At 69.6% G+C, this 20,052-nt stretch carries 19 protein-coding genes; 2 read left to right on the top strand and 17 right to left on the bottom strand.

The window, feature by feature from the left end; all coding sequences use genetic code 11:
* The first annotated feature begins 14 nt into the window (after positions 1 to 14).
* Positions 15 to 3,215, top strand: coding sequence for a molybdopterin dinucleotide binding domain-containing protein (locus ACZ50Q_RS18495; protein WP_464079214.1), 3,201 nt, complete (start codon positions 15 to 17; stop codon positions 3,213 to 3,215).
* 37 nt (positions 3,216 to 3,252) lie between these two features.
* Here ACZ50Q_RS18495 and ccmI read toward each other — a convergent pair whose 3' ends face one another.
* The 16 genes from ccmI to ACZ50Q_RS18415 form a co-directional block, all read right to left on the bottom strand.
* Positions 3,253 to 4,578 carry a c-type cytochrome biogenesis protein CcmI gene (ccmI, locus tag ACZ50Q_RS18490; RefSeq protein ID WP_464079213.1) on the bottom strand — a complete coding sequence of 442 codons (1,326 nt, stop codon included), beginning with the start codon at positions 4,576 to 4,578 and terminating at the stop codon, positions 3,253 to 3,255.
* Positions 4,575 to 5,027 (bottom strand): cytochrome c-type biogenesis protein, encoded by a 453-nt coding sequence (locus ACZ50Q_RS18485; RefSeq protein ID WP_464082012.1) that lies wholly within the window; start codon positions 5,025 to 5,027, stop codon positions 4,575 to 4,577. The genes ccmI and ACZ50Q_RS18485 overlap by 4 nt, the downstream gene beginning before the upstream one ends.
* Before the next feature lie 59 nt (positions 5,028 to 5,086).
* Complete coding sequence (locus ACZ50Q_RS18480; protein ID WP_076521535.1) at positions 5,087 to 5,608, bottom strand: DsbE family thiol:disulfide interchange protein; 522 nt, start codon at positions 5,606 to 5,608, stop codon at positions 5,087 to 5,089.
* The gene (locus ACZ50Q_RS18475) at positions 5,608 to 7,617 is read right to left on the bottom strand and encodes a heme lyase CcmF/NrfE family subunit (protein ID WP_464079212.1); all 2,010 of its coding nucleotides are present in this window, start codon (positions 7,615 to 7,617) and stop codon (positions 5,608 to 5,610) included. The genes ACZ50Q_RS18480 and ACZ50Q_RS18475 overlap by 1 nt, the downstream gene beginning before the upstream one ends.
* Positions 7,614 to 8,042, bottom strand: a complete 429-nt coding sequence (gene ccmE / locus ACZ50Q_RS18470; RefSeq protein ID WP_464079211.1) for a cytochrome c maturation protein CcmE — start codon at positions 8,040 to 8,042, stop codon at positions 7,614 to 7,616. The genes ACZ50Q_RS18475 and ccmE overlap by 4 nt, the downstream gene beginning before the upstream one ends.
* Entirely contained in the window at positions 8,039 to 8,212 is a 174-nt protein-coding gene (gene ccmD / locus ACZ50Q_RS18465; RefSeq protein WP_464079210.1) for a heme exporter protein CcmD, read from the bottom strand. The genes ccmE and ccmD overlap by 4 nt, the downstream gene beginning before the upstream one ends.
* The gene (ccmC, locus tag ACZ50Q_RS18460; protein ID WP_464079209.1) at positions 8,209 to 9,027 is read right to left on the bottom strand and encodes a heme ABC transporter permease CcmC; all 819 of its coding nucleotides are present in this window, start codon (positions 9,025 to 9,027) and stop codon (positions 8,209 to 8,211) included. Before ccmC ends, ccmD begins: the two co-directional genes overlap by 4 nt.
* Before the next feature lie 7 nt (positions 9,028 to 9,034).
* On the bottom strand, positions 9,035 to 9,700 hold the full coding sequence (gene ccmB, locus ACZ50Q_RS18455; RefSeq protein ID WP_076521529.1) for a heme exporter protein CcmB: 666 nt from the start codon (positions 9,698 to 9,700) through the stop codon (positions 9,035 to 9,037).
* Complete coding sequence (gene ccmA / locus ACZ50Q_RS18450) at positions 9,666 to 10,349, bottom strand: heme ABC exporter ATP-binding protein CcmA (protein WP_464079208.1); 684 nt, start codon at positions 10,347 to 10,349, stop codon at positions 9,666 to 9,668. The genes ccmB and ccmA overlap by 35 nt, the downstream gene beginning before the upstream one ends.
* A complete protein-coding gene (locus ACZ50Q_RS18445; protein ID WP_076521526.1) occupies positions 10,336 to 10,974 on the bottom strand; it encodes a cytochrome c3 family protein in 639 nt (212 codons plus the stop codon). Before ACZ50Q_RS18445 ends, ccmA begins: the two co-directional genes overlap by 14 nt.
* 16 nt (positions 10,975 to 10,990) lie before the next feature.
* Complete coding sequence (locus ACZ50Q_RS18440; protein ID WP_464079207.1) at positions 10,991 to 11,467, bottom strand: nitrate reductase cytochrome c-type subunit; 477 nt, start codon at positions 11,465 to 11,467, stop codon at positions 10,991 to 10,993.
* Between the two features lie 15 nt (positions 11,468 to 11,482).
* On the bottom strand, positions 11,483 to 13,978 hold the full coding sequence (napA, locus tag ACZ50Q_RS18435) for a periplasmic nitrate reductase subunit alpha (RefSeq protein WP_464079206.1): 2,496 nt from the start codon (positions 13,976 to 13,978) through the stop codon (positions 11,483 to 11,485).
* On the bottom strand, positions 13,962 to 14,303 hold the full coding sequence (locus ACZ50Q_RS18430) for a chaperone NapD (RefSeq protein WP_464079205.1): 342 nt from the start codon (positions 14,301 to 14,303) through the stop codon (positions 13,962 to 13,964). The genes napA and ACZ50Q_RS18430 overlap by 17 nt, the downstream gene beginning before the upstream one ends.
* On the bottom strand, positions 14,303 to 14,461 hold the full coding sequence (napE, locus tag ACZ50Q_RS18425; RefSeq protein WP_076521519.1) for a periplasmic nitrate reductase, NapE protein: 159 nt from the start codon (positions 14,459 to 14,461) through the stop codon (positions 14,303 to 14,305). The genes ACZ50Q_RS18430 and napE overlap by 1 nt, the downstream gene beginning before the upstream one ends.
* A 196-nt stretch (positions 14,462 to 14,657) precedes the next feature.
* Positions 14,658 to 15,512 carry a beta-keto acid cleavage family enzyme gene (locus ACZ50Q_RS18420; protein ID WP_076521517.1) on the bottom strand — a complete coding sequence of 285 codons (855 nt, stop codon included), beginning with the start codon at positions 15,510 to 15,512 and terminating at the stop codon, positions 14,658 to 14,660.
* Entirely contained in the window at positions 15,509 to 16,471 is a 963-nt protein-coding gene (locus ACZ50Q_RS18415; RefSeq protein ID WP_464079204.1) for a 3-hydroxyacyl-CoA dehydrogenase family protein, read from the bottom strand. Before ACZ50Q_RS18415 ends, ACZ50Q_RS18420 begins: the two co-directional genes overlap by 4 nt.
* A gap of 134 nt (positions 16,472 to 16,605) precedes the next feature.
* On the opposite strand from ACZ50Q_RS18415, the gene ACZ50Q_RS18410 reads away from it, so the two are divergent.
* Complete coding sequence (locus tag ACZ50Q_RS18410) at positions 16,606 to 17,517, top strand: LysR family transcriptional regulator (protein WP_092582555.1); 912 nt, start codon at positions 16,606 to 16,608, stop codon at positions 17,515 to 17,517.
* Positions 17,518 to 17,610: 93 nt separating this feature from the next.
* Here the strand turns inward: ACZ50Q_RS18410 and ACZ50Q_RS18405 are convergent, their stop codons facing one another.
* Positions 17,611 to 20,043 carry a TonB-dependent siderophore receptor gene (locus ACZ50Q_RS18405; protein ID WP_464079203.1) on the bottom strand — a complete coding sequence of 811 codons (2,433 nt, stop codon included), beginning with the start codon at positions 20,041 to 20,043 and terminating at the stop codon, positions 17,611 to 17,613.
* Positions 20,044 to 20,052: the final 9 nt, after the last annotated feature.

The following is a 20,052-nucleotide window of genomic DNA, read 5'->3' as shown; positions in this document are numbered from 1 at the left end:
TGGAAAAGAAAGCAATGGACAAGCAACACGAAGACGACAAGCGCCGCCCGGCGGACGATGGCCCGGACGTGCCGCACGATGAGGCCCGGCGCAAGCTGGTGATGCGCGGCGGCATGGTGGCCGGCGGCATGGCGGCCTTTGCCGCGGGGTATGGCGAGACCGTCGTGAAGGCGGTCAAGGGTCTGTCGCAGGGCAGCGCCGGCGTACCGACCGCGCATGCCGTGCGGGGCAACTCGCTCACGCCGGAGTTCCGCATCGATCCGCTGACGGGCGCGTTCGACGCGCAACCGGGCCAGATCGTCAGCCCGTCGAGCTGCCTGGGCTGCTGGACGCAGTGCGGTGTGCGCCTGCGGGTCGACACGACCCAGAATCGCATCCTGCGCGTCGCTGGCAATCCGTATCATCCGCTGGCCACGACGCGGCCCGCGGCCATGGAGACGCCGGTGCGCGACGTCTACGCGCAGTTGGGCGGCGACAACGGCCTGGAGGGGCGGGCCACCTCGTGCGCGCGCGGCTCGGCCATGCTGGAGCAATTGGACAGCCCGTTTCGCGTGCTGCAGCCCATGAAGCGCGTCGGCAAGCGGGGCGAGGGCAAGTGGCAGACCATCACCTTCGAACAACTGGTCCAGGAGGTCTGCGAAGGCGGCGACCTGTTCGGCGAAGGCCATGTCGATGGCCTGCGCGCCATCTTCGACCGCGAGACGCCGCTGGACCCGGACAATCCGGAGTACGGCGCGAAGGTGAACCAGTTTCTTTTCACCGACGCTTCCAACGAAGGGCGCACGCCGCTGATCCAGCGCTTTGCCGGGCAGTCCTTCGGCACGGTCAATTTCAGCAATCACGGTTCCTATTGCGGGCAGAGCTTCCGCGTGGGCGCGGGCGCGGCGCTGGGCGACCTGAAAGGCATGCCGCACGGCAAGCCGGACTGGGACAACGCGCGCTTCGGGCTGTTCATCGGCGCCGCGCCGGCGCAGGCGGGCAATCCGTTTCAGCGCCAGGCGCGGCAACTGGCCGAAGCGCGCGTGCGGCCGCAGGAATCCGGTTTCACCTACGTGGTCGTGTCGCCGGTGCTGCCGGCCTCGTCCAGCCTGTCGGCCGGGTCGGGCAATGAATGGGTGCCCGTCAATCCGGCCAGCGACCTGGCGTTGGCCATGGGCCTGATCCGCTGGATTCTGGACAACGAACGTTTCGACGCGCGCATGCTGGCGCAACCGGGGCCGCAGGCCATGCAGGCGGCGGGCGAGGCGGCGTGGACCAATGCGACGCACCTGGTGGTGGCCGAACCCGGCCATCCGCGGCAGGGCGCGTTCCTGCGCGGTGCGGACCTGGGCTGGGCGCGCCCCGTCGACGCGGACGAGAAATGGGAAGACGTGTACGTCGTGCGCCTGGCGGACGGCACGCTGGCGCCGCACACGGGCACGACGCCGGCGGCGCTTTTCGTGGACGAGGCCATCGCCGCCCCGGGCATGGCGGGCGCGCCCGAATCGCTGCGCGTGTGCTCGTCGCTGACGCTGCTGCGCGAGGAATCGCGCCGCAAGACGCTGGAGGAATACGCCGCGCTGTGCGGCGTCCCCGCAGCCAAGATCGCGTCGCTGGCCGAGCGCTTTACCAGCCATGGCAAGCGCGCGGTGGCCGATGCGCACGGCGGGACCATGAGCGGCGCGGGCTTCTACACCGCCTACGCCATCGCCATGTTGAACACGCTGGTGGGCAACCTGAACGTGGAGGGCGGCCTGGTGCTGGACGCCGGTCCGTTCCCGCCTTACGGCGCGGGGCCGCGCTACAACATCGCCGGCTTTGCCAACAAGGCGACGCCCAAGGGCGTGTCGTTGTCGCGCAATCGCTTTCCGTACGAGAAATCCAGCGAGTTCAAGCGCAAGAAGGCGGCCGGCCAGCCGGCGTATCCGGCGGCCGCGCCCTGGTATCCGGCCACCGGGGGGCTCAGTTCCGAGATGCTGGCGTCCGCGCTGGCGGGCTACCCGTACCGCGCCAAGGTCTGGTTCAACCACATGAGCAACCCGGTCTACGGCATTGCGGGGTTCAAGCAGGTGGCGCTGGAGAAGTTGAAGGATCCGGCCGTGCTGCCGCTGGCGGTGTCGATCAACCCCTTCATCAACGAGACCAATGCGCTGGCCGATTACATCGTGCCGGACACGGTCACCTATGAAAGCTGGGGCGTGTCGGCGCCCTGGGCGGACGTGGTGGCGAAGGCGTCCACTGTGCGCTGGCCCGCCGTGCAACCGCGCGTGGCGCGCACGGCCAGCGGCGAGCCGGTGTGCCTGGAGACCTTTCTCATCGCCTGCGCCAAGCGGCTGGGCATGCCGGGCTTTGGCGCGGGCGCCATCTCCGACAAGGAAGGCGCCAAGTATGCGCTGGACACGCCCGAGGACTTCTTCCTGCGCGGCATGGCCAATATTGCGTTCGCGGCGGGACGCCCGGTGGGCGAGGCCAGCGACGACGACATGGCGCTGACCGGCGTGGACCGCCATCGCGAGCTGCTGCAGAGCATGCTGAAGCCGGGCGAGTGGCGGCAGGTGGCCATGCTGATGAGCCGCGGAGGTCGCTTTGACCGGATGGATGACGCGTGGACGCAGGACGCAGGGCAGGGGCGCCGCACGCGCGCCGCCTACGCCAGGCCGCTGCATGTGTGGAGCGAGGAACTGGCGGGCTTTCGTCATGCGATGACGGGCGAGCGCTACAGCGGCTGTCCGACCTGGTATCCCACGCGGCTGGCGGACGGGCGCGACGTGCGGGACGAGTATCCGCGCGACGATTGGCCTTTCCTGCTGAGCTCGTTCAAGTCCAACCTGATGAGCTCTTTGTCGATCGGGGTGAACCGCCTGCGCCAGGTGCATCCGCACAACCCGGTGTCGATCAACCGGCAGGACGGCGAACGGCTGGGCATCCGCAACGGCGACGCGGTGCGCATCGTCACGCCGGGCGGTTCGGTGACGGGGCTGGCGCTGCTGCGAGACGGCGTGCAGCCGGGCGCGGTGGGGATCGAGCATGGCTACGGCCATACCGAGCTGGGCGCCCGCGCGCACGTGGTGGACGGCAAGCCGATGCCGCACGATCCGGCGCTGGGGGCGGGCGTCAACCTGAACGACCTGGGCTTTGCCGACGCCACGCGCGGCGCGCATGCCAACGTGTGGATCGACTGGGTGTCGGGCGCGGCGGTGCGGCAGGGCCTGCCGGCGCGGATCGAGCGGGCCTGATCGCACGGCGCGGCCGGCGCCGGCAATGGCGCGGCCGCTAGCGCACGACGGTGTCGGCCACCAGTTCCAGGCCTTCGGCGCGCGTGGCCACGTCATTGAGCACGCCGCTCAGGTCGCCGGCCTGGGCGGCGGCGTTGCCGGACGCGCTGACGCGGATCTCCACCCGCACGGTGCCCGCCTTCGACAAGGTGGCGTCCGGCGACATCGCCGTGGTGTCGTCCAGCACGAAGGCGCGCGGCAGGTCGGCCACGCGCATCCGCAGGATGGCGACGGGCATGCGCGGGCCGTCCACCGGCCGCGCCAGGATGAAGACGGTGTCGGCCGGTCGGACCTGTCCGCGCAGCGCCTCGGCGATGCGGGCCTGGCCGCTGATGCGGGCGGGCGCGGCGGGCGTGGTGGCGGTGGTGGCGGCAGTGGTGGCGGTGGCGGCGGTGGCCGCTGGCGCAGCGGAGGGCGAGGTCGCCGGGGGGGACCCCGGCGCGCCCGGCGCCGATGCCATGGCACGCGCCTGCGAGATATTGGTCTGGATCTGGCGCGCGGCCTCGGAATCCGGCGGCAGCAGGGCTTGCAGCCGCTCCCAGTGCGTCAGGGCCTCGGCGGCGTCGCCCCGCCGCAACGCCATCATGCCGGCGAGCGCCAGCGCCTTGGGCTGGTCGGGTTCCGCCTCCAGCGCCTGCGCGACGGCGGCGATGGAATCCTCGTCGGGCCGACCCTGCCGCGCCGACAGCAGCGCGTCGGCCAGGTCGGCCAGCACGGCAGGCTGGCCGGGCACCCGCCGCAGCACCTGCTGGTAGGCGGCCACCGCATCGTTGTAGCGGCCCAGCGTCTCGTAGGAGCGGGCCAGCATGTACCAGCCATCGACATCGTCGGGCGCGGCGCGCAGGCGCTGGGCCAAAGCGTTGATGGCCAGCGCCATGTCGTTGCCCGCCTGCGCCGCGTGCGGCTCGGCCGCTTGCGGCAGCGCGAACATGGCCGCCGCGCGGGGATTGCCGAGCTGTCCGTACAGCAGCACGGCGGCGACCGGGACGGCCACGGTGAGCAGGCAGGCCGCGGCGATGCCCGCACGCTGTCCGCCCCGGCGCGCGCCGGGACCGCTGCGCAGGGCGAGGTCCTGCAGCAGTTCGCGCTGCAGCTCCTCGTCGGCACGGGCGTGCGCCTGCGGCGTCAGGGCGCCGTCGTTCAGGTCGCGACGCAACTGGTCGCGTTGGGCCAGATAGAACGCTCGCACGCCGGCGTCCGACGCGTCCTCCGGGGGGAAGCCCGGGGCGTCGTCCGAACCCGGCGGGCGGCGCAGCAGCGGGGGCACCAGGCAGAACAGCGTGGCCAGCAGCAGGGCCAGGACGACGAGCCACAGCGTGGTCATGAGCCGGAATCCAGGAAGCGGGCGGCGCGCTCGCGTTCGTCGGCGGTCAGCGGCGCGCGCATGCCGGCGCGCCGCTTGAGCGTGCGGGCCAGGACCAGAAAGCCCAGCGCCAGCAGCGCGAACGGGCCCAGCCAGAGCAGCCAGGTGGCCGGCTTGAAGGGCGGGTCGTAGCGGACGAAGTCGCCATAGCGGTCCTGGAAGAAGCGCATGATCTGCGCGTCGGTCTTGCCCTCGGCAAGCTGGTCGCGGATGAGCCTGCGCATGTCCAGCGCGAGCGGCGCATTGGATTCGGCCAGGGTCTGGTTCTGGCAGACCAGGCAGCGCAGGCCGTGCGCCAGCCGGTCGGCCCGCTGTTCCTGGTCGGCGGACAGTACAGGGACAGGCGCGGGCTCGGCGTGCAGGGCCGCCGGGGCCAGGAGCATGCCCAGCAGCGCGGTCGCCACGGCGATCAGCAACGCGGCCGACGGCAGGCGCAGCAGTGGCGCGTGGGGCAGGATACGTGGCGCGGTCATTGCAGCGCCTCGATGACGGGTTGCAGGCGCGTGCGCCACAGCTCGGGCGTGATGAGGCCCAGGTGCTTGTAGCGGATGCGGCCGTCGCCGTCGATCACAAAGGTCTCGGGCACCCCGTAGACGCCATATTCGATGCCCACCCGCCCGTCGGCGTCGCTGGCGGACGCGAGGTACGGATTGCCGTTGCGCGCCAGCCATGCGCGCGCCTCGTCGGGCTTGTCCTTGTAGTTCAGTCCGTAGAGCGCGATGCCGTGGCGCTGCGCGGCCTCGCGCAGCACGGGCAGCTCGTCCTTGCAGGGACCGCACCAGGACGCCCACACGTTCAGCAGCCAGACCTTGCCGCGCAGGGACTCCACGTCCAGCGTGCGGCCCGGTTCCAGCAGGTCGGGCAGCCCGATGGCGGGGGCGGGCTTGTCGATCATCGCCGACGGCACCGCGCGCGGGTCGCGCGACAGGCCCATCGCCAGGAACACGGCCATCGCCAGGAACGCGGCCAGCGGCAGCAGATAGCGCAGCATCAATAGCCCTCCCGTGCGGCGCGCCCGGCAGCCGCGCCACGGGCCTGCGGGACGGCGGCGCCGGCCTGCTGCGTACGCCGGTAGCGGCCGTCGCCTGCCGCCAGCAGCCCGCCCAGCGCCATCAGGATGCACCCCGTCCAGATCCAGGTCATGAAGGGCTTGACCTGGATGCGCACGGTCCAGGCGTTCTCGCCCACCGGTTCGCCCAGGGCCACGAAGAGGTCGCGCGAAAAGCCGCTGTCGATGTCGGCCTGGCTGAGCGCCATGTCCTGCACGGTATACAGGCGCTTTTCGGGATACAGCGTGACCACCGGCCCGCCGTCGCGCGTGACGCGAAAGACGGCGCGTTGGGCGCTGTAGTTGGGTCCGGCTGCCGGGCCGATGCCGGCGAACGTGAAGCCGTAGCCGCCCGCTTCGTGGGACGCGCCCACCTCCAGCCGCAGCTCGCGCTTGACTTCGTAGCCGTTGGCCAGCGTGACGCCCGCGATGAAGACGCCCACGCCCGCGTGCGCCAGCAGCATTCCGTACCAGGAGCGCGGCTGGCGCGCCAGCCGCCGCAGCACCTCGCCTTCGCCATCCGTAATGCGCTGCCACGCGTGCGCGGCGGCGCTGGCGATGGACCAGGCGGCCAGCCACAGGCCCAGCACGATCATCGGCGATCCGAAGCGCGGCGGCCCGGGCATGGCCAGCGGCGCCAGCACCGCCGTCAGCACGCTGACCCCGAACGCCGCCTTCAGCCGCCTGGCGAGGTCGGGGATCTCGGCCTGCTTCCAGCGCGCGACCGGGCCCACGCCCATCAGGAAGAGGGCAGGCGTCATCAGCGGCACGAACACGGCTTCGAAATAGGGCGGGCCGATGGAGATCTTGCCCCAGGCCAGGACGTCCAGCACGACCGGATACAGCGTGCCCAGCAGCACCGAGCCCGCCGCGACCGTCAGCACCACGTTGTTCGACAGCAGCAGCGATTCGCGCGACAGCAGCGAAAAGCCGCCGCCCAGCCCGACCGAGGGCGCGCGCCAGGCATACAGCGCAAGCGATCCGCCCACGATCACCGTCATGAAGGCAAGGATGTACAGGCCCCGGCCCGGGTCCACCGCGAAGGCGTGCACCGACGTCAGCACGCCTGAGCGCACCAGGAAGGTGCCCAGGATGCTGAGCGAGAACGTGCAGATGGCCAGCAGCACCGTCCAGCTTCGGAACGCGCCGCGCCGCTCGGTGACGATGAGCGAATGGATCAGCGCCGTGCCCGCCAGCCAGGGCATGAAGGAGGCGTTTTCGACCGGGTCCCAGAACCACCAGCCGCCCCAGCCCAGGACGTAATAGGCCCAGGCGCTGCCCAGCAGGATGCCGATGGTGAGGAACGTCCACGCGGCCAGGGTCCAGGGGCGCACCCAGCGCGCCCACAGCGCGTCCAGTTCGCCCGACAGGAGCGCGGCGATGGCGAAGGCGAACGCCACCGAGAAGCCCACATAGCCCATATACAGCATGGGCGGATGCACGATCATGCCCGGGTCCTGCAGCAGCGGATTCAGGTCGCGGCCCGCCATGGCGGGCGGAATCAGGCGTTCGAACGGGTTGGACAGGAACAGCATGAACAGCAGCAGGCCCACGCTGATCCAGCCCATCACCGCCAGCACGCGGCCGGCGAAGGCCAGAGGCAGCCGCCGGCTGCACAGCGCCACGGCCAGCGTCCAGGCCGTCAGCAGGGTCTGCCACAGCAGGAGCGACCCTTCGTGCCCGCCCCAGACTGCCGCGAAGCGGTATGCGGGCGGCAGGTCGGCGTGCGAGTTCGCGGCCACGTACAGCACGGAAAAGTCGTTGTGCACGAAGGACCATGCCAGACAGGCGAAGGCCAGCGCCGTAAGGGCGAACTGGCCCATGGCGGCAGGCCGCGCCACGCGCAGCCCCGCCTGCCAGCCGGCGGCCGCGCCGATGAGCGGCAGGATGCCCTGCGCCAGCGCCACCAGCAGCGCGAGGATCAGGCTGAAGAGACCGATCTCGGGAATCATCGCGCCTCCGCCTGCTTGATCGCCGCGGCGGCTTCCGGCGGCATGTAGTTCTCGTCGTGCTTGGCCAGCACCTCGGTGGCGCGGAATACGCCGTCACCGCCCATCTTGCCGGCCACGACCACGCCCTTGCCTTCGCGGAACAGGTCGGGCAGCAGCCCCTGGTAGGCGACGGGCACGGCGTGGGCCGTGTCGGTCACGGCAAAGCGCAGGGTCAGGCCGTCGGCCTCGCGGCGCAGCGAACCCTGTTCAACCAGGCCGCCCACGCGAAAGCTCCCCAGGCTGGGCGCCTCGCGGGCCGCCACCTGCGTCGGGCTGAAGAAGAACACCAGATTGGATTGCAGGGCGTTGAGCACCAGCGCGGTGGCCAGTCCCAGCAGGGCGAGACCGCCCAGGACGGCGAGCGCGCGGCGCTTGCGCGGGCTCATGGACGGGTCCTGCCGGCGAGACTGCCGGATTCGTCCCGATGCCGCCGGGCGCGGCGCGCGCGCCGCCATAGCGACAGCGCCTCCCACCCCATCAGCAGGATGGTGACGCCGTAGGCGCCCAGGATGTACGGGCCGTGGCCTTGCAGCGAAAACAGGGTTTCCCAGCTCATTTCGCCTCCGTGCGCGCGCCGCGCGGGCCGGTCTGTCCCGCTGCCATGTCGCCGCCCGCCTGCACGGCGCCGGGCTCGCGCTCCAGGATGATGCCGCGCACGCGCGCCAGCGCCACCGCCGCGCTGTACAGCCAGAAGGCGGCGACCATCAGCAGCATGGCGGTGACCATGATCCGCGCCATGCTGGGCGCGGCAGTCAGGCTGATGGACGCGCCCTGATGCAGCGTGCTCCACCACTGCACCGAGAAGTAGATGATGGGTACGTTGACCACCCCCGCCAGCAGCAGGATCGCGCCGCCCCGGTCCGCGCGCTGCGTGTCGTCGGTGGCGGCCTGCAGGGCCATGAACCCCAGATACAGGAACAGCAGGATCAGCTCGGACGTCAGCCGCGCATCCCACACCCACCATGCGCCCCACGTCGGCTTGCCCCACAGCGCGCCCGTCCACAGGGTCAGGAACGTGAACAGCGCGCCGGTGGGCGCCAACGCGCGCATCATCATGAACGACAGCCGCGTGTTGAAGATGAGCCCCAGCGCGGCGTAGCCCGCCATGACCAGGTACAGGAACATGGACATCCACGCCGCCGCCACGTGGATGAATAGGATGCGATAGACCTCGCCCTGCTGGCTGTCCACGGGCGCGGCCACGAGGCCCGTGTACAGCCCGGCGGCCGCGAGCAGGGCGGCGCCCACGGCAAGGAACGGAATCATCCGGCCGGCCAGCGGGTAAAACACCGCGGGCGAGGCGTAGCGCAGCCAGCGCGCGCGAGGTGGGGCGGAGCGGGGGGAGCCGAAGGCGGATGGGGGGATGTGCATGGAACCCTCAGTCCAGCGCCACGCGCAGCGCCGCCGATGCGCTCCAGGGGCAGAGCAGGATCGCCAGGCACAGGCCCGCGCCCAGCAACGAGAGCTGCGGTCCCGCGCTCAAACCGGCGTGCGTGGCCGACACGGCGCCCGCGCCGAAGATCAGCACCGGCACGTACAGCGGCAGCACCACGAGCGGCAGCAGCGCGCCGCCGCGCAGTCCCAGCGTCAACGCCGCGCCCAGGCCGCCCACCAGCGCCAGCGTGGGCGTTCCCAGCAGCAGGGACAGCACGAGGATGCCGATGGCGTGCGGCGCCAGGCCGAACTGCAGGGCCAGCACCGGGCTGGCAAGAATCAGCGGCAGGCAGGTGCTGAACCAGTGCGCGCCCAGCTTCACGCCCACCAGCAGCGGCAGCGGATGCGGCGACACCAGCAACTGTTCCAACGCGCCGCTGTCGTAGTCCTGCGCAAAGGGGCGTTGCAGGCTGAGCAGGATGCCGAGCAGGGCGCAGACCCACAGCACGCCCGGTCCCATCGCCAGCAGCAGCGCGGGCTCGGGCCCCACCGCCAGCGGGAACAGGGAACCCGTGACGATGAAGAACAGCGTCGCGCCCAGCGTGTCGGCCGGTCGCCGCCAGGCCAGCCGGATCTCACGCAGCGCCAACTGAGACAGCGTAGCCAGCATCCGCGTAGTCATCCATGTTCAGGGTTTGGGTATGGGAGGCGCAGGTGGCCGGCGCCCGGTGCGAGGCGACGACAGCCGCGCCGCCCGCCGCCAGGTGCGCCTCCAGGGCCTGCCGCAGTTGCTCCAGGCTGGCTGCGTCCAGGCCCGCGTCGGGCTCGTCCAGCAGCCACAGGGGCTTGGCCCCCAGCACCACGGCAGCCAGCGCCAGGCGGCGGCCTTGGCCCTGCGACAGCCGGGCGGCGGGCGCATGCAGGCAGGCGTCCAGCCGCCACGTGCGCAGGCAGGCGGCGATCTCGGCGTCGGCGTGCGGCGTGCCGGCCACGTGCAGGGCGCAGCGCAGGTTCTCCAGCGCGGTCAGGTCGCCGGACAGGCCGTTGCCATGGCCCAGGTAGGCGGTGCGCGCGTAGTGCGCGGCCGGATCGCGCCGGACGTCGCCGTCCGCGTTGAACACGGCGCCCGCCAGCGGCCGCAGCAGGCCCGCCAGCATGCGCAGCAGGCTGGTCTTGCCGCTGCCGTTGGCCCCCTGCACGTGCAGCAACTGGCCGGCGTGCAGGTCGAAATCCAGGGGGGCAGGCCCGCCCGGTCCGCCGCGCCGGCTGACCAGTCCGCGCGCGCAGAGAACCGGCGACGGCGCGTCAGCGGGCCGCATTGGCCACCTCTTGGGACGCCCTGGCCGGCGGCGTCGCTTGGGAGGTCTGGCCAGGCGGAATGTGCGGCAGCGTGTGGGCGATGCCCTTGTGGCAGTCGATGCAGGTCTTGGACTTGTCGGCCAGGTACGTGGAATGCATGTTCTGCGCCCGCACGCTCTGGCGGGTGAAGTCCATGTATTCGTAGTTGTGGCAATTGCGGCATTCCAGCGAGTCGTTTGCCTTGAAGCGCGCCCACTCGTGCTGGGCCAGCTCCAGCCGCTTGTCGACGAACTTCTCGCGCGTGTCGATGGTGCCGAAGATCTTGCCCCAGACCTCCTTGGACGCCTGCATCTTGCGCGCGATCTTGTCGGTCCAGTTGTGCGGCACGTGGCAGTCCGAACACAGCGCCCGCACCCCCGAGCGGTTGGTGAAGTGGATGGTGCCCTTGAGTTCCGCGTAGACGTTGTCGCGCATTTCGTGGCAGCCGGTGCAGAACTTCTCGGTGTTCGTCAGCTCCATGGCGGTGTTGAACGCGCCCCAGAACAGGATGCCGCCAATGAATCCGCCCACGGTCAGAAACCCCAGGCTGAAATGCACGCTGGGCCGGCGGATGATGTTCCAGTATCGCTTGATGAGCTTGACCATGACGGGCTCCTGTCCCTTACTTCTTGTCGGACGCCGGAGCGGTCAGGCGCTTGAGGATCACGTCGATGTCCTGGTAGTCATTGGCCACGAGCGGCTTGGCTTCGGCCTGCGGCACGTGGCATTGCACGCAGAAATAGCGCCGCGGCGACACTTCGGCCAGCACGTTGCTGTCGCGGTCCATGTAGTGCGTGACGCTGAGCGGCGGGGCCTGCGTCTCTTCCGTGTTGACGCGCGCGTGGCAGGTCAGGCAGCGATTGAAGTTCTTGTCGATCTGATAGCCATCGATCTTGTGCGGGATGGTGGGCGGCTGCATGGAGTACGTGCGCATCCGCTTGATGTCCTTGTTCTCGATGGGGCTGATGAGCGGCGGGTCGGTCTCGTCCGCCACGGGCGTGGGGCCGCGCATCGGATCCATCACCTCGAAGGGCGGGGCCGCCCAGGCGGCCGAGCCGACCAGGGCGCAAAGCGCGATTGCGGTGACGCGATTCTTCATGGCTGTCTCCCGGGCTCAGACCTTGACGATCTTCACGGCGCATTTCTTGAAGTCGGTCTGGAACGAGATCGGATCGGTGGCGTCCAGGGTGACCTTGTTGATGAGCTGACCGGCGTCGAACCAGGGCACGAAGACCAGGCCGCGCGGCGGCTTGTCGCGTCCCCGCGTTTCCAGCCGCGTGCGCATCCGGCCGCGCCGCGAGACGACTTCGACCTCCACGCCCCGGCGCAGTCCCATGGCCTGGGCGTCGTCCGGGTGCATGAAACAGACCGCATTGGGAAACGCCTTGTACAGTTCGGGAACGCGCCGCGTCATCGATCCCGAATGCCAGTGCTCCAGGACCCGGCCGGTGGACAGCCAGAACGGATATTCCTCGTCCGGCGACTCCGGGGGCGGCTCGTAGGGCAAGGCGTAGATCACGGCGCGGCCGTCCGGGTTGCCATAGAACTCGAAGCCCGCGCCCGCCTTCACGTACGGGTCGCTGCCTTCGCGGTAGCGCCAGAGCGTCTCCTTGCCGTTGACCACGGGCCAGCGCAGGCCACGGACCTCGTGGTACGTGTCGAAGGGCGCAAGGTCGTGGCCGTGGCCGCGGCCGAACTCCGCGTATTCCTCGAACAGGCCCTTTTGCGCATAGAAGCCGAAGGCCTTGGCCTCTTGATTCTCATAGTCGGCATTGAGCTCGGTATTGGGGAACTTGTTGACCTTGCCATTGGCGAACAGCACGTCGAACAGGGTCTTGCCCCGGTACTCGGGCTTCTTGGCCAGCAGGTCGGCCGGCCACACTTCCTCGACCTTGAAGCGCTTGGAGAACTCCATCAACTGCCACAGGTCCGAGCGCGCGTCGCCCGGCGCATTGACGAGCTGATGCCAGAACTGGGTGCGGCGTTCGGCGTTGCCGTAGGCGCCTTCCTTTTCCACCCACATGGCGGCCGGCAGGATCAGGTCGGCCGAAATGGTCGTGACGGTGGGGTAGGCGTCCGACACCACGATGAAGTTGTCGGGATTGCGATAGCCCGGCAACCCTTCGTTCATGAGGTTCGCGGCCGCCTGCATGTTGTTGTTGACCATCACCCAATAGGCGTTGATCGTGCCGTCCTTGAGCATGCGGTTCTGCAGCACGGCATGGGCGCCGACCTTGTCGGGGATGGTGCCCGCGGGCAGTTGCCAGATCTCTTCGGCATGCGCGCGGTGCTTGGGATTGGTGACGACCAGGTCGGCGGGCAGGCGGTGCGAGAACGTCCCGACCTCGCGCGCCGTGCCGCAGGCCGAGGGCTGGCCGGTCAGCGAGAACGGGCTGTTGCCCGGCGTCGAGATCTTGCCCGTCAGCAGGTGGATGTTGTAGACCATGTTGTTGGCCCACACGCCGCGGGTGTGCTGGTTGAACCCCATGGTCCAGAACGAGGTGACGCGCACCTTGGGGTCCGCGTAGAGCTCGGCCAGGTCCTGGAGCTGCTTCTTCGGCACGCCCGTCAGCTTGGCGGTGTAGTCCAGGTCGTAACTGGAGACGAACTTGGCGAATTCCTCGTAGGTGATCGGCTTGGACCCGCCCGCCTTGTCGGCATTCTTGGCCGCCTTCTGCAGGGGATGGTCCGGACGCAGCCCGTAGCCGATGTCGGTGTTGCCTTCGCGGAACACGGTGTGCTTGTCCACGAATTCGCGGTTCACCCGCTTGGTCTGGATGATGTGGTTGGCGATGTAGTTCAGGATCGCCAGGTCGGTCTGGGGGGTGAAGGTCAGCGTCAGGTCGGCCAGCTCATACGAGCGGTGCTCGAAGGTGGACAGCACCGCCACCTTGGTCTTGGGCGCGGACAGCCGCCGGTCGGTGACGCGCGTCCACAGGATGGGGTGCATCTCGGCCATGTTCGACCCCCACAGCACGAAGGCGTCGGCGTTCTCGATGTCGTCGTAACAGCCCATGGGCTCGTCCGCCCCGAAGGTGCGCATGAAGCCCACTGCCGCGGACGCCATGCAATGGCGCGCGTTGGGATCCAGGTTGTTGGACCGAAAGCCCGCCTTCATCAGCTTGAGCGCGGCATAGCCTTCCCAGACGGTCCACTGGCCCGATCCGAACATGCCGACCGCGGTGGGGCCCTTGTCCTTCAGCACCCGCTTGAACTGCTCGGCCATCACGTCGAACGCGGTGTCCCAGGACACGGGCGCGAATTCGCCGTCCTTGGCGTACTTGCCGTCCTTCATGCGCAAGAGCGGCGTGGTCAGCCGGTCATTGCCGTACATGATCTTGGACAGGAAATAGCCCTTCACGCAGTTCAGGCCCTTGTTGACCTCGGCGTTGAAATCGCCGTGCGTGGCCACGACCTGGTTGTCCTTGACCGCGACGTTCACGCCGCAGCCGGTCCCGCAGAACCTACAGGGCGCCTTGGACCATTTCAGCTTGGCGGCCTCGGATTCGGTGACGATGTTCTGCGTGTAGCCCACGATCGGGATGCCGGCCACGGTGGCTGCGGCGGCAACGGCGGACTGCTTGATGAATTCCCTACGGGCGATGGCCATCGTCGATCTCCTGATTCATCGCGTCCAGCGTATCCGCGGCCTGGAAGACCAGCGCCGACGCCAGCACGCCATCCAGGCGCTGGATCGCGGAGATCTGCGCCATCATGTCGTCGGTGGAGGGGGCTTCCAGGGTGACCACCAGTTTGCCGGTGTCGGAAGCGCCATGGATTTCCGCGCCCGCGATCGCCTGGATCGCGGCGCGCACGTCGGTCAGCCGGCGCGGCATGGCGTGCACCACCATGCTGGCGATATGCAGCTCGGGCGCCGCGCTACAAGATGCGGAGGAAGGCTGAGCTTGGGGGGAGGGGGGGCGCAGGGGCTGCATCAGCTTCCCGGGGGGCCTGCGAACATCTGGTAGATCCAGACGGCAAAACCGTAGCCGGCCACGATGAGAACCGCCAACACCGGGGCCATGACTGCCGCCAGGAACAGGAAACTTCGGAGTTCCTGGGCTTTTGTATAGCCATCAGACTCGTTTTGCACACACCACCTCTCAGTTGGAACTTTCAGGGGTATTGCGTAGAACGTGTGGATGCGGAACTTTTAGCAGAGGACTTTGCGCAGCGTCAATGTTGCGGCACAGCGAAAAACTGTCATCACGGCGCAATGCGCCCGGTGCAGGGAAATGGACGCAGGGACGCCGGGCGGGCGCAACGCCCGGCGTCACAGGGCGGGCAGGTCAGCCGATGGCCCCGTAGATCCGCCGCGCGTCGGCGGCGGTGGCAAGCGGCCGGCCCAGCGCGCGCGCGCCCTGCGCGGCCTGCGCCACCAGCGCGGCATTGTGCGGTGCAATCGTGCCGTCGCGCAGCTTCAGGTTGTTTTCGAACCCGACCCGCATATGGCCGCCGAAAGCCGCGGCGGTCGTGACGCAGGCGTTTTCCTCGGGGCCGAAGGCGCAGATGGCCCAGGGCAGCGCGTGGTCATAGGCCGCGAGAAAAGGCAGCAGGTCGTAGGCGGACGACGTCTGGCCCGCGCTGTAGCGGCCCAGCACGAACAGCACCGACCACGCGCCGGGCGGAACCAGCCCGCGCGCGCGCAGCGCCAGCCAGCGGCGCACGTCGGCGTCGTCGTACAGGATGATCTGCGTCATCACGCGGCGTTCGGCCAGCCACGCGAAGAACGCGGCGAGGTCCGCCTCGGCAATGCCGGGCACGGCGATCTCGCGCAGGCCGATGGAGACCGCCTCGGGCTGCAGCTCGCGCACCATCGCGATCTGTTCGGCGGCCTGGTAGACGCCGGCGGCTTCGCTGGTCACCTGCACCAGCAGCTCGTCGCCGACCGCCTTGTGCACCGCGGCAAGCGCATCGCGATAGGCCTGCGCGTCCAGCAGATGGCTGCCGTCGGGCTTTCTGACGTGCATGTGCATCATCGCGGCGCCGGCCTCCAGGCAGGCGCGCGCTTCCGACGCCAGCGCGGCCGCGGTCAGCGGCACGGCCGGGTGGTCGGCGGCCTTCTTGTAGGCGCCGTTGGGCGCGACGGTGATGATGACGGGGGAATCGGCCAGCGCGGTGCGCGGCGGGACGGAAGCGTTCAAGGCTGGATCTCCGGCAGTTCGGGAGCGATCAGGTCCAGGCCGGCGCGCAGCAGCCTGTCGTAGCGGGCGCGTTCGGCCGCGATGGTTTCCGGCGTCCAGGCATAGAAGCCTTCGCCGGTTTTCATGCCGTGGCGGCCGTCGGCCGCGCGTTCGGTCAGGCAGCGCGCCGGGTGGTCGGCGTTGCAGAATGTCGGGTACATGGTCGCGCCGGCCGCGGCGTGCACGTCGATGCCGGCGTGGTCGCGCTGCATGACGGGGCCGGCGGCCAGGAACCGGAAGCCGAAACCGAAGCGCACGGCGGCGTCCACGTCCTCCGGCGACGCGATGCCGCGGTCGATGAGGTCGAAGGCTTCGCGCGACAGCGCGTGCTGCAGGCGGTTCGCCAGAAAGCCCGGCAGGTCCTGCTTGACCTTGACCGGCACGCTGCCGCAGCGCCGCATGAAGGCGATCAGCGTGTCGGCGCAGGCGTCGTCGCTGGCCTCGCCCAGCACCACCTCGACGAGCGGCACCAGGTGGGCCGGCATGAAAAAGTGCAGGCCCAGCATACGGCCCCGGGTGTCCAGGCCCTGGCTGATCGCGCTGATCGGAAAGCTGGAGCTGTTGCTGGCCAGGATGGCGTCGGGCCGGGCGCGTCGCGCCAGGTCGGCAAACAGCGCCTGCTTGATGTCCAGGCGCTCGGGGATGCATTCGATGACCAGATCCACCGTGGACCAGTCCACTTCGTCCAGCGAGGGCGCGGTGGCCAGCAGGGCGGCGTTCGCCTCGCGCCCGATGGTCTTCAGGTTTTCGGCCACCCGCGCGGGCAGGCCGGCCGCCCTGTCGGCATTCGATTCGATCACGGTCGTGCGGCAGGCCGCGCGGGTCAACACCACCGCGACATCGGCGCCCATCGTGCCGCCGCCCACCACCACCGCATGCGCCGCGCCCGGGTTGGGCAGCGCCTTTGCGTCCTTCTGCATGCTGTTCTCCTGGTTCTGAAACCCTGCTTGGGGGCGAGTGTAGAGAAGCGCGGTTGATTGATGAATCAGAATTTTTGAATAGAATGATCGGCCAATCAGATCAATAAATCCATGCTTGAGGTGGGGGACGAATCATGCAGATCAATCTATCGATGCGCGACATCGACACGACGCTGGTGCTGGGCCGCACCCTCAATTTCCGGCAGGCCGCCGGCCAGCTTCATCTGTCGCAGTCCGCGCTGTCCACGCAGGTCCAGCGGATCGAGGACGCGCTGGGCGTGCGCCTGTTCGACCGCACCACGCGCACGGTGCGCCTGACGGCCGCGGGCGAGGTCTTCCTGCAGCAGGCCGCGACCCTGCAGGCGGCGTTTCGCGACGCCATTGCCGCCGTGGGCGGCATTTCCAGCGCGGAGCAGGGGCAGGTGTCGGTGGCGGCGCTGCCGTCCCTTGCGGCGCGGCTGCTGCCGCGCGTGCTGATGGCCTATCGCCAGGCGCATCCGCACGTCGCGCTCAAGGTGCGCGATACGCTGTCCGGCCCGGCGTTCGACCTGGTCCGCGCCGGCGAGGTGGACTTTGCGCTGACCGCGGCCGATCCGCAGCATGCGGACCTGCATTACGTGCCGTTGATGTCCGACAGTTTCATCCTGCTGATTCCCGAGGCGCACCCGCTGGCGCGGTCCAAGGGGCCGCTGCGCTGGGCCGATACGGCGGGCGCCGAGCACGTGTCCATGGTGCATCCGAGCAGCGTGCGCCAGTACACGGAATGGGCCTTCCTGCAGAACCGCATCCGCTTTGCGCCCGCCTTCGAGGCCGAGCACCTGACCACCATCGTGGCGATGGTGGAATGCGGATTCGGGGTCGCGGCGCTGCCCGAGATCGCCGCGGGGGCGGTGGCGCAGAACGGCATCGTGCAGCGGCGCCTGACCGGACCGGTGGCCGAACGCTCCATCGGCCTGGTGACCGCGCGCAACCGCAGCCTGTCGCCCGCCGCCGTGGCGCTCGTGCAGACCCTGCGGGAATACGTGGCGGCCCCGCCGCGCCAATGAAAAACCGGCCCCTGTGCAGGGGCCGGCTGTCGTTGGCGCAAGCTGGGCAATCCGCGGCGCCGGCCGCGGTTCGCCGCTGGAGGTCCGTGGCGCCTAGAAGTCGATCTGCGCCGACAGCAGGAACGTGCGCGGCGCGGCGACCGTGGCGTAGGAGCCGCTGGCCAGCCAGTAGTCCTTGTTGAAAAGGTTCTCGATGTTGGCGCGGAACACCACCGCGCGGCCCAGGATCTCGGTGTTGTAGCGCGCGCCGATGTCGTAGCGGGTCCACGAGGGCAGGGTCAGCGTGTTGGCCGCGTTGAAATACATCGACGAGGTGTGGATCACGCGCGCGTTCAGGCTCAGGCCGCGCACCCACGGCGTGTCCCAGTCCACGCCCAGGTTGAAGGTGTTCTTCGGCACGCCGTTGGCCTCGTTGCCGTCGTTCACCCCGCCCGCGGTGCGCTTGAGCGTCGCGTCGTAGAACGTGGCGCTGGCCATCATGCGCAGGCCCGGCATGGCTTCGCCGAAGGCCGACAATTCCAGGCCGCGGTTGCGCTGTTCGCCGTCGAAGCTGTAGATCCGGGTGTCCGGGTCGGTCATCGAGTTGGGACGCGTGATCTGGAACACCGAGGCGCTGGTGATGACCTTGCCCCAGTCGACCTTGACGCCCGCTTCGTACTGCTTGGACTTGTACGGCGCGAAGACCTGGCCGGCGTTCGCCGCGGTGGCCGGCGCGATGCCGCCGCGGGTCAGGCCCGAGGTGAAGTTGCCGTACAGCGAGACGTTGGAAATGGGCTTGAACACGATGCCCGCGACCGGCGAGATCGCGCTTTCGTCATACGAGCTGGTGCGCGCGCCGGTGGCCGTCGAATAGTTGTCCAGGGCCACGCGCTGATTGCGCAGGCCGCCCGTGATCAGCAGGGTGTCGTCGGCGAAGGACAGCGTGTCGGTCAGGGTGTAGCTGGTCAGCTCGGTCTTGGACGCCTTCTGCGGCGCGCCGCGGTCGGCGGTGACCGGGGGCAGCGGCGCGGGACGGAAGATGCTGGACGGCACCGAGGTGCCGGACGTGACGTAGGCGTTGCCGGATTCCTGGTCCAGGCGCGTGGCGGACAGGGTCAGGGTGTGGCCGACGCCCCAGGTGTCAAAGCGCGCGCGCAGGCCGACGTCGCCGGTCCAGGTGCGCGAGTACGAATCGTAGTAGGCGTTCGTCACCGTGAAGTTGCCCAGCGCGTCGGCGGGGCCGGACGGGAAAGTCTGCTCGGCGGTGCCATAGCGGTAGCCGGTCGCGCCATAGACCATCAGGTGGTCGTTGATGTCGTATTCAAGACGCGTGGCGACGGTGGAATCGTTGAGCGTGAGCTCGGTGCCGGGGTAGAAATTGCGGTGGCCCGACGGCGGGGAGGGCAGCGAAGTCACGTTCGACTGGAACCCGATCTGCGGCCGGAAATTGTCGATGTCCTCGTGCTGCGTATAGGCGTCCAGCGACCAGCGCAGCCGCGCGCCGCGATAGTCCAGCGCCAGCGCGCCCACGCCTTGCTCCTGCTTGCCCTCGTCGATGGTCGTGTCGCCGTTGCTGTACACGCCGTTGACGCGGATGCCCCATTCGTTGTTCTCGCCAAAGCGCCGGCCCATGTCGAGCTGGCCGCCCAGCTGCGACTTGCTCTGGTACGTGGTGGTCAGCCGGGTCAGGGGCTCGTCGCCCGCGCGCTTGGTGACGATGTTGATGCCGCCGCCGATGCTGCCGCTGGGGCCGATGCCGTTCATCAGCGTGCCGGGGCCCTTCAGGACTTCCACGCGCTCCATCATGGCGGCGGGCATGCGGCTGGCGGAGGCCAGGCCGTACAGGCCGTTCAGGCCCACGTCGCCGGCGGACACGGAAAAGCCGCGGATCTGGAACTCGTCGGAAAAGCCGCCGCTGGAGGTCGTGGTGCGCACCGACGACTCGTTGATCACCACGTCGGCCAGCGTGCGGGCCTGCTGGTTCTCGATCATCTGCGCGGTGTAATTGGTGGTGCTGAACGGTGTGTCCATGATGTCGGCCGTGCCCAGCACGCCCAGGCCGCCGCCGCGCGCCACCTGGCCGCCCGCAAAGGGCGCGGGCAGGGCGGGATCGGCGGCCGAGGCGGTCACCGTCACGGCGGGCAGTTGCGTGGTCGCGATCCCCGCGCCCGCGGGACGGTCCAGCACATAGCTGCCGTTCGCCTGCGGCAGCACCCGGATGCCGGTGCCGGCCAGCAGCGCGTCCAGTCCGCCGCGCACGCCGTAGTTGCCCCGCAGGCCGTTGCTTTGCAGGCCGGCGGTCACATCGGGCCGGAACGACAGCACGATGCCGGCTTCGCGTCCGTAGCGGCCCAGCGCGTCCTCGAGCGTGCCCGCGGGAATGTCATAGCTGCGGGTCGCGGCGGCCTGCGCGTGGGCCGCGGTTGGAACGCCGAGGACCGGCGCCGCCAGCAGCGAGGCGGTGGCAATGCGTCCGGCCAGGCGCGCCGTGGCGGCGCGCCGCAGGAATCGAGGGGACTGGCGCTTGGGCGCCCGGACGTGGGTCATGTACTGGCC

Source organism: Achromobacter sp. T5-5 (assembly GCF_055397965.1).
Note: the sequence above shows the minus strand (reverse complement) of the source record. Positions and strands in the feature narration are given on the sequence as shown.

Coding starts and splice junctions, on each gene's coding strand:
- ACZ50Q_RS18495 (WP_464079214.1), top strand. CDS start 15: ATGGACAAGCAACACGAAGACGACAAGCGCCGCCCGGCGGACGATGGC.
- ccmI (WP_464079213.1), bottom strand. CDS start 4,578: ATGACCACGCTGTGGCTCGTCGTCCTGGCCCTGCTGCTGGCCACGCTG.
- ACZ50Q_RS18480 (WP_076521535.1), bottom strand. CDS start 5,608: ATGCTGCGCTATCTGCTGCCGCTGGCCGCGTTCCTGGCGATGGCCGTG.
- ACZ50Q_RS18475 (WP_464079212.1), bottom strand. CDS start 7,617: ATGATTCCCGAGATCGGTCTCTTCAGCCTGATCCTCGCGCTGCTGGTG.
- ccmE (WP_464079211.1), bottom strand. CDS start 8,042: ATGAGCCCGCGCAAGCGCCGCGCGCTCGCCGTCCTGGGCGGTCTCGCC.
- ccmD (WP_464079210.1), bottom strand. CDS start 8,212: ATGAGCTGGGAAACCCTGTTTTCGCTGCAAGGCCACGGCCCGTACATC.
- ccmC (WP_464079209.1), bottom strand. CDS start 9,027: ATGCACATCCCCCCATCCGCCTTCGGCTCCCCCCGCTCCGCCCCACCT.
- ccmB (WP_076521529.1), bottom strand. CDS start 9,700: ATGCTGGCTACGCTGTCTCAGTTGGCGCTGCGTGAGATCCGGCTGGCC.
- ccmA (WP_464079208.1), bottom strand. CDS start 10,349: ATGCGGCCCGCTGACGCGCCGTCGCCGGTTCTCTGCGCGCGCGGACTG.
- ACZ50Q_RS18445 (WP_076521526.1), bottom strand. CDS start 10,974: ATGGTCAAGCTCATCAAGCGATACTGGAACATCATCCGCCGGCCCAGC.
- ACZ50Q_RS18440 (WP_464079207.1), bottom strand. CDS start 11,467: ATGAAGAATCGCGTCACCGCAATCGCGCTTTGCGCCCTGGTCGGCTCG.
- napA (WP_464079206.1), bottom strand. CDS start 13,978: ATGGCCATCGCCCGTAGGGAATTCATCAAGCAGTCCGCCGTTGCCGCC.
- ACZ50Q_RS18430 (WP_464079205.1), bottom strand. CDS start 14,303: ATGCAGCCCCTGCGCCCCCCCTCCCCCCAAGCTCAGCCTTCCTCCGCA.
- ACZ50Q_RS18415 (WP_464079204.1), bottom strand. CDS start 16,471: ATGCAGAAGGACGCAAAGGCGCTGCCCAACCCGGGCGCGGCGCATGCG.
- ACZ50Q_RS18410 (WP_092582555.1), top strand. CDS start 16,606: ATGCAGATCAATCTATCGATGCGCGACATCGACACGACGCTGGTGCTG.
- ACZ50Q_RS18405 (WP_464079203.1), bottom strand. CDS start 20,043: ATGACCCACGTCCGGGCGCCCAAGCGCCAGTCCCCTCGATTCCTGCGG.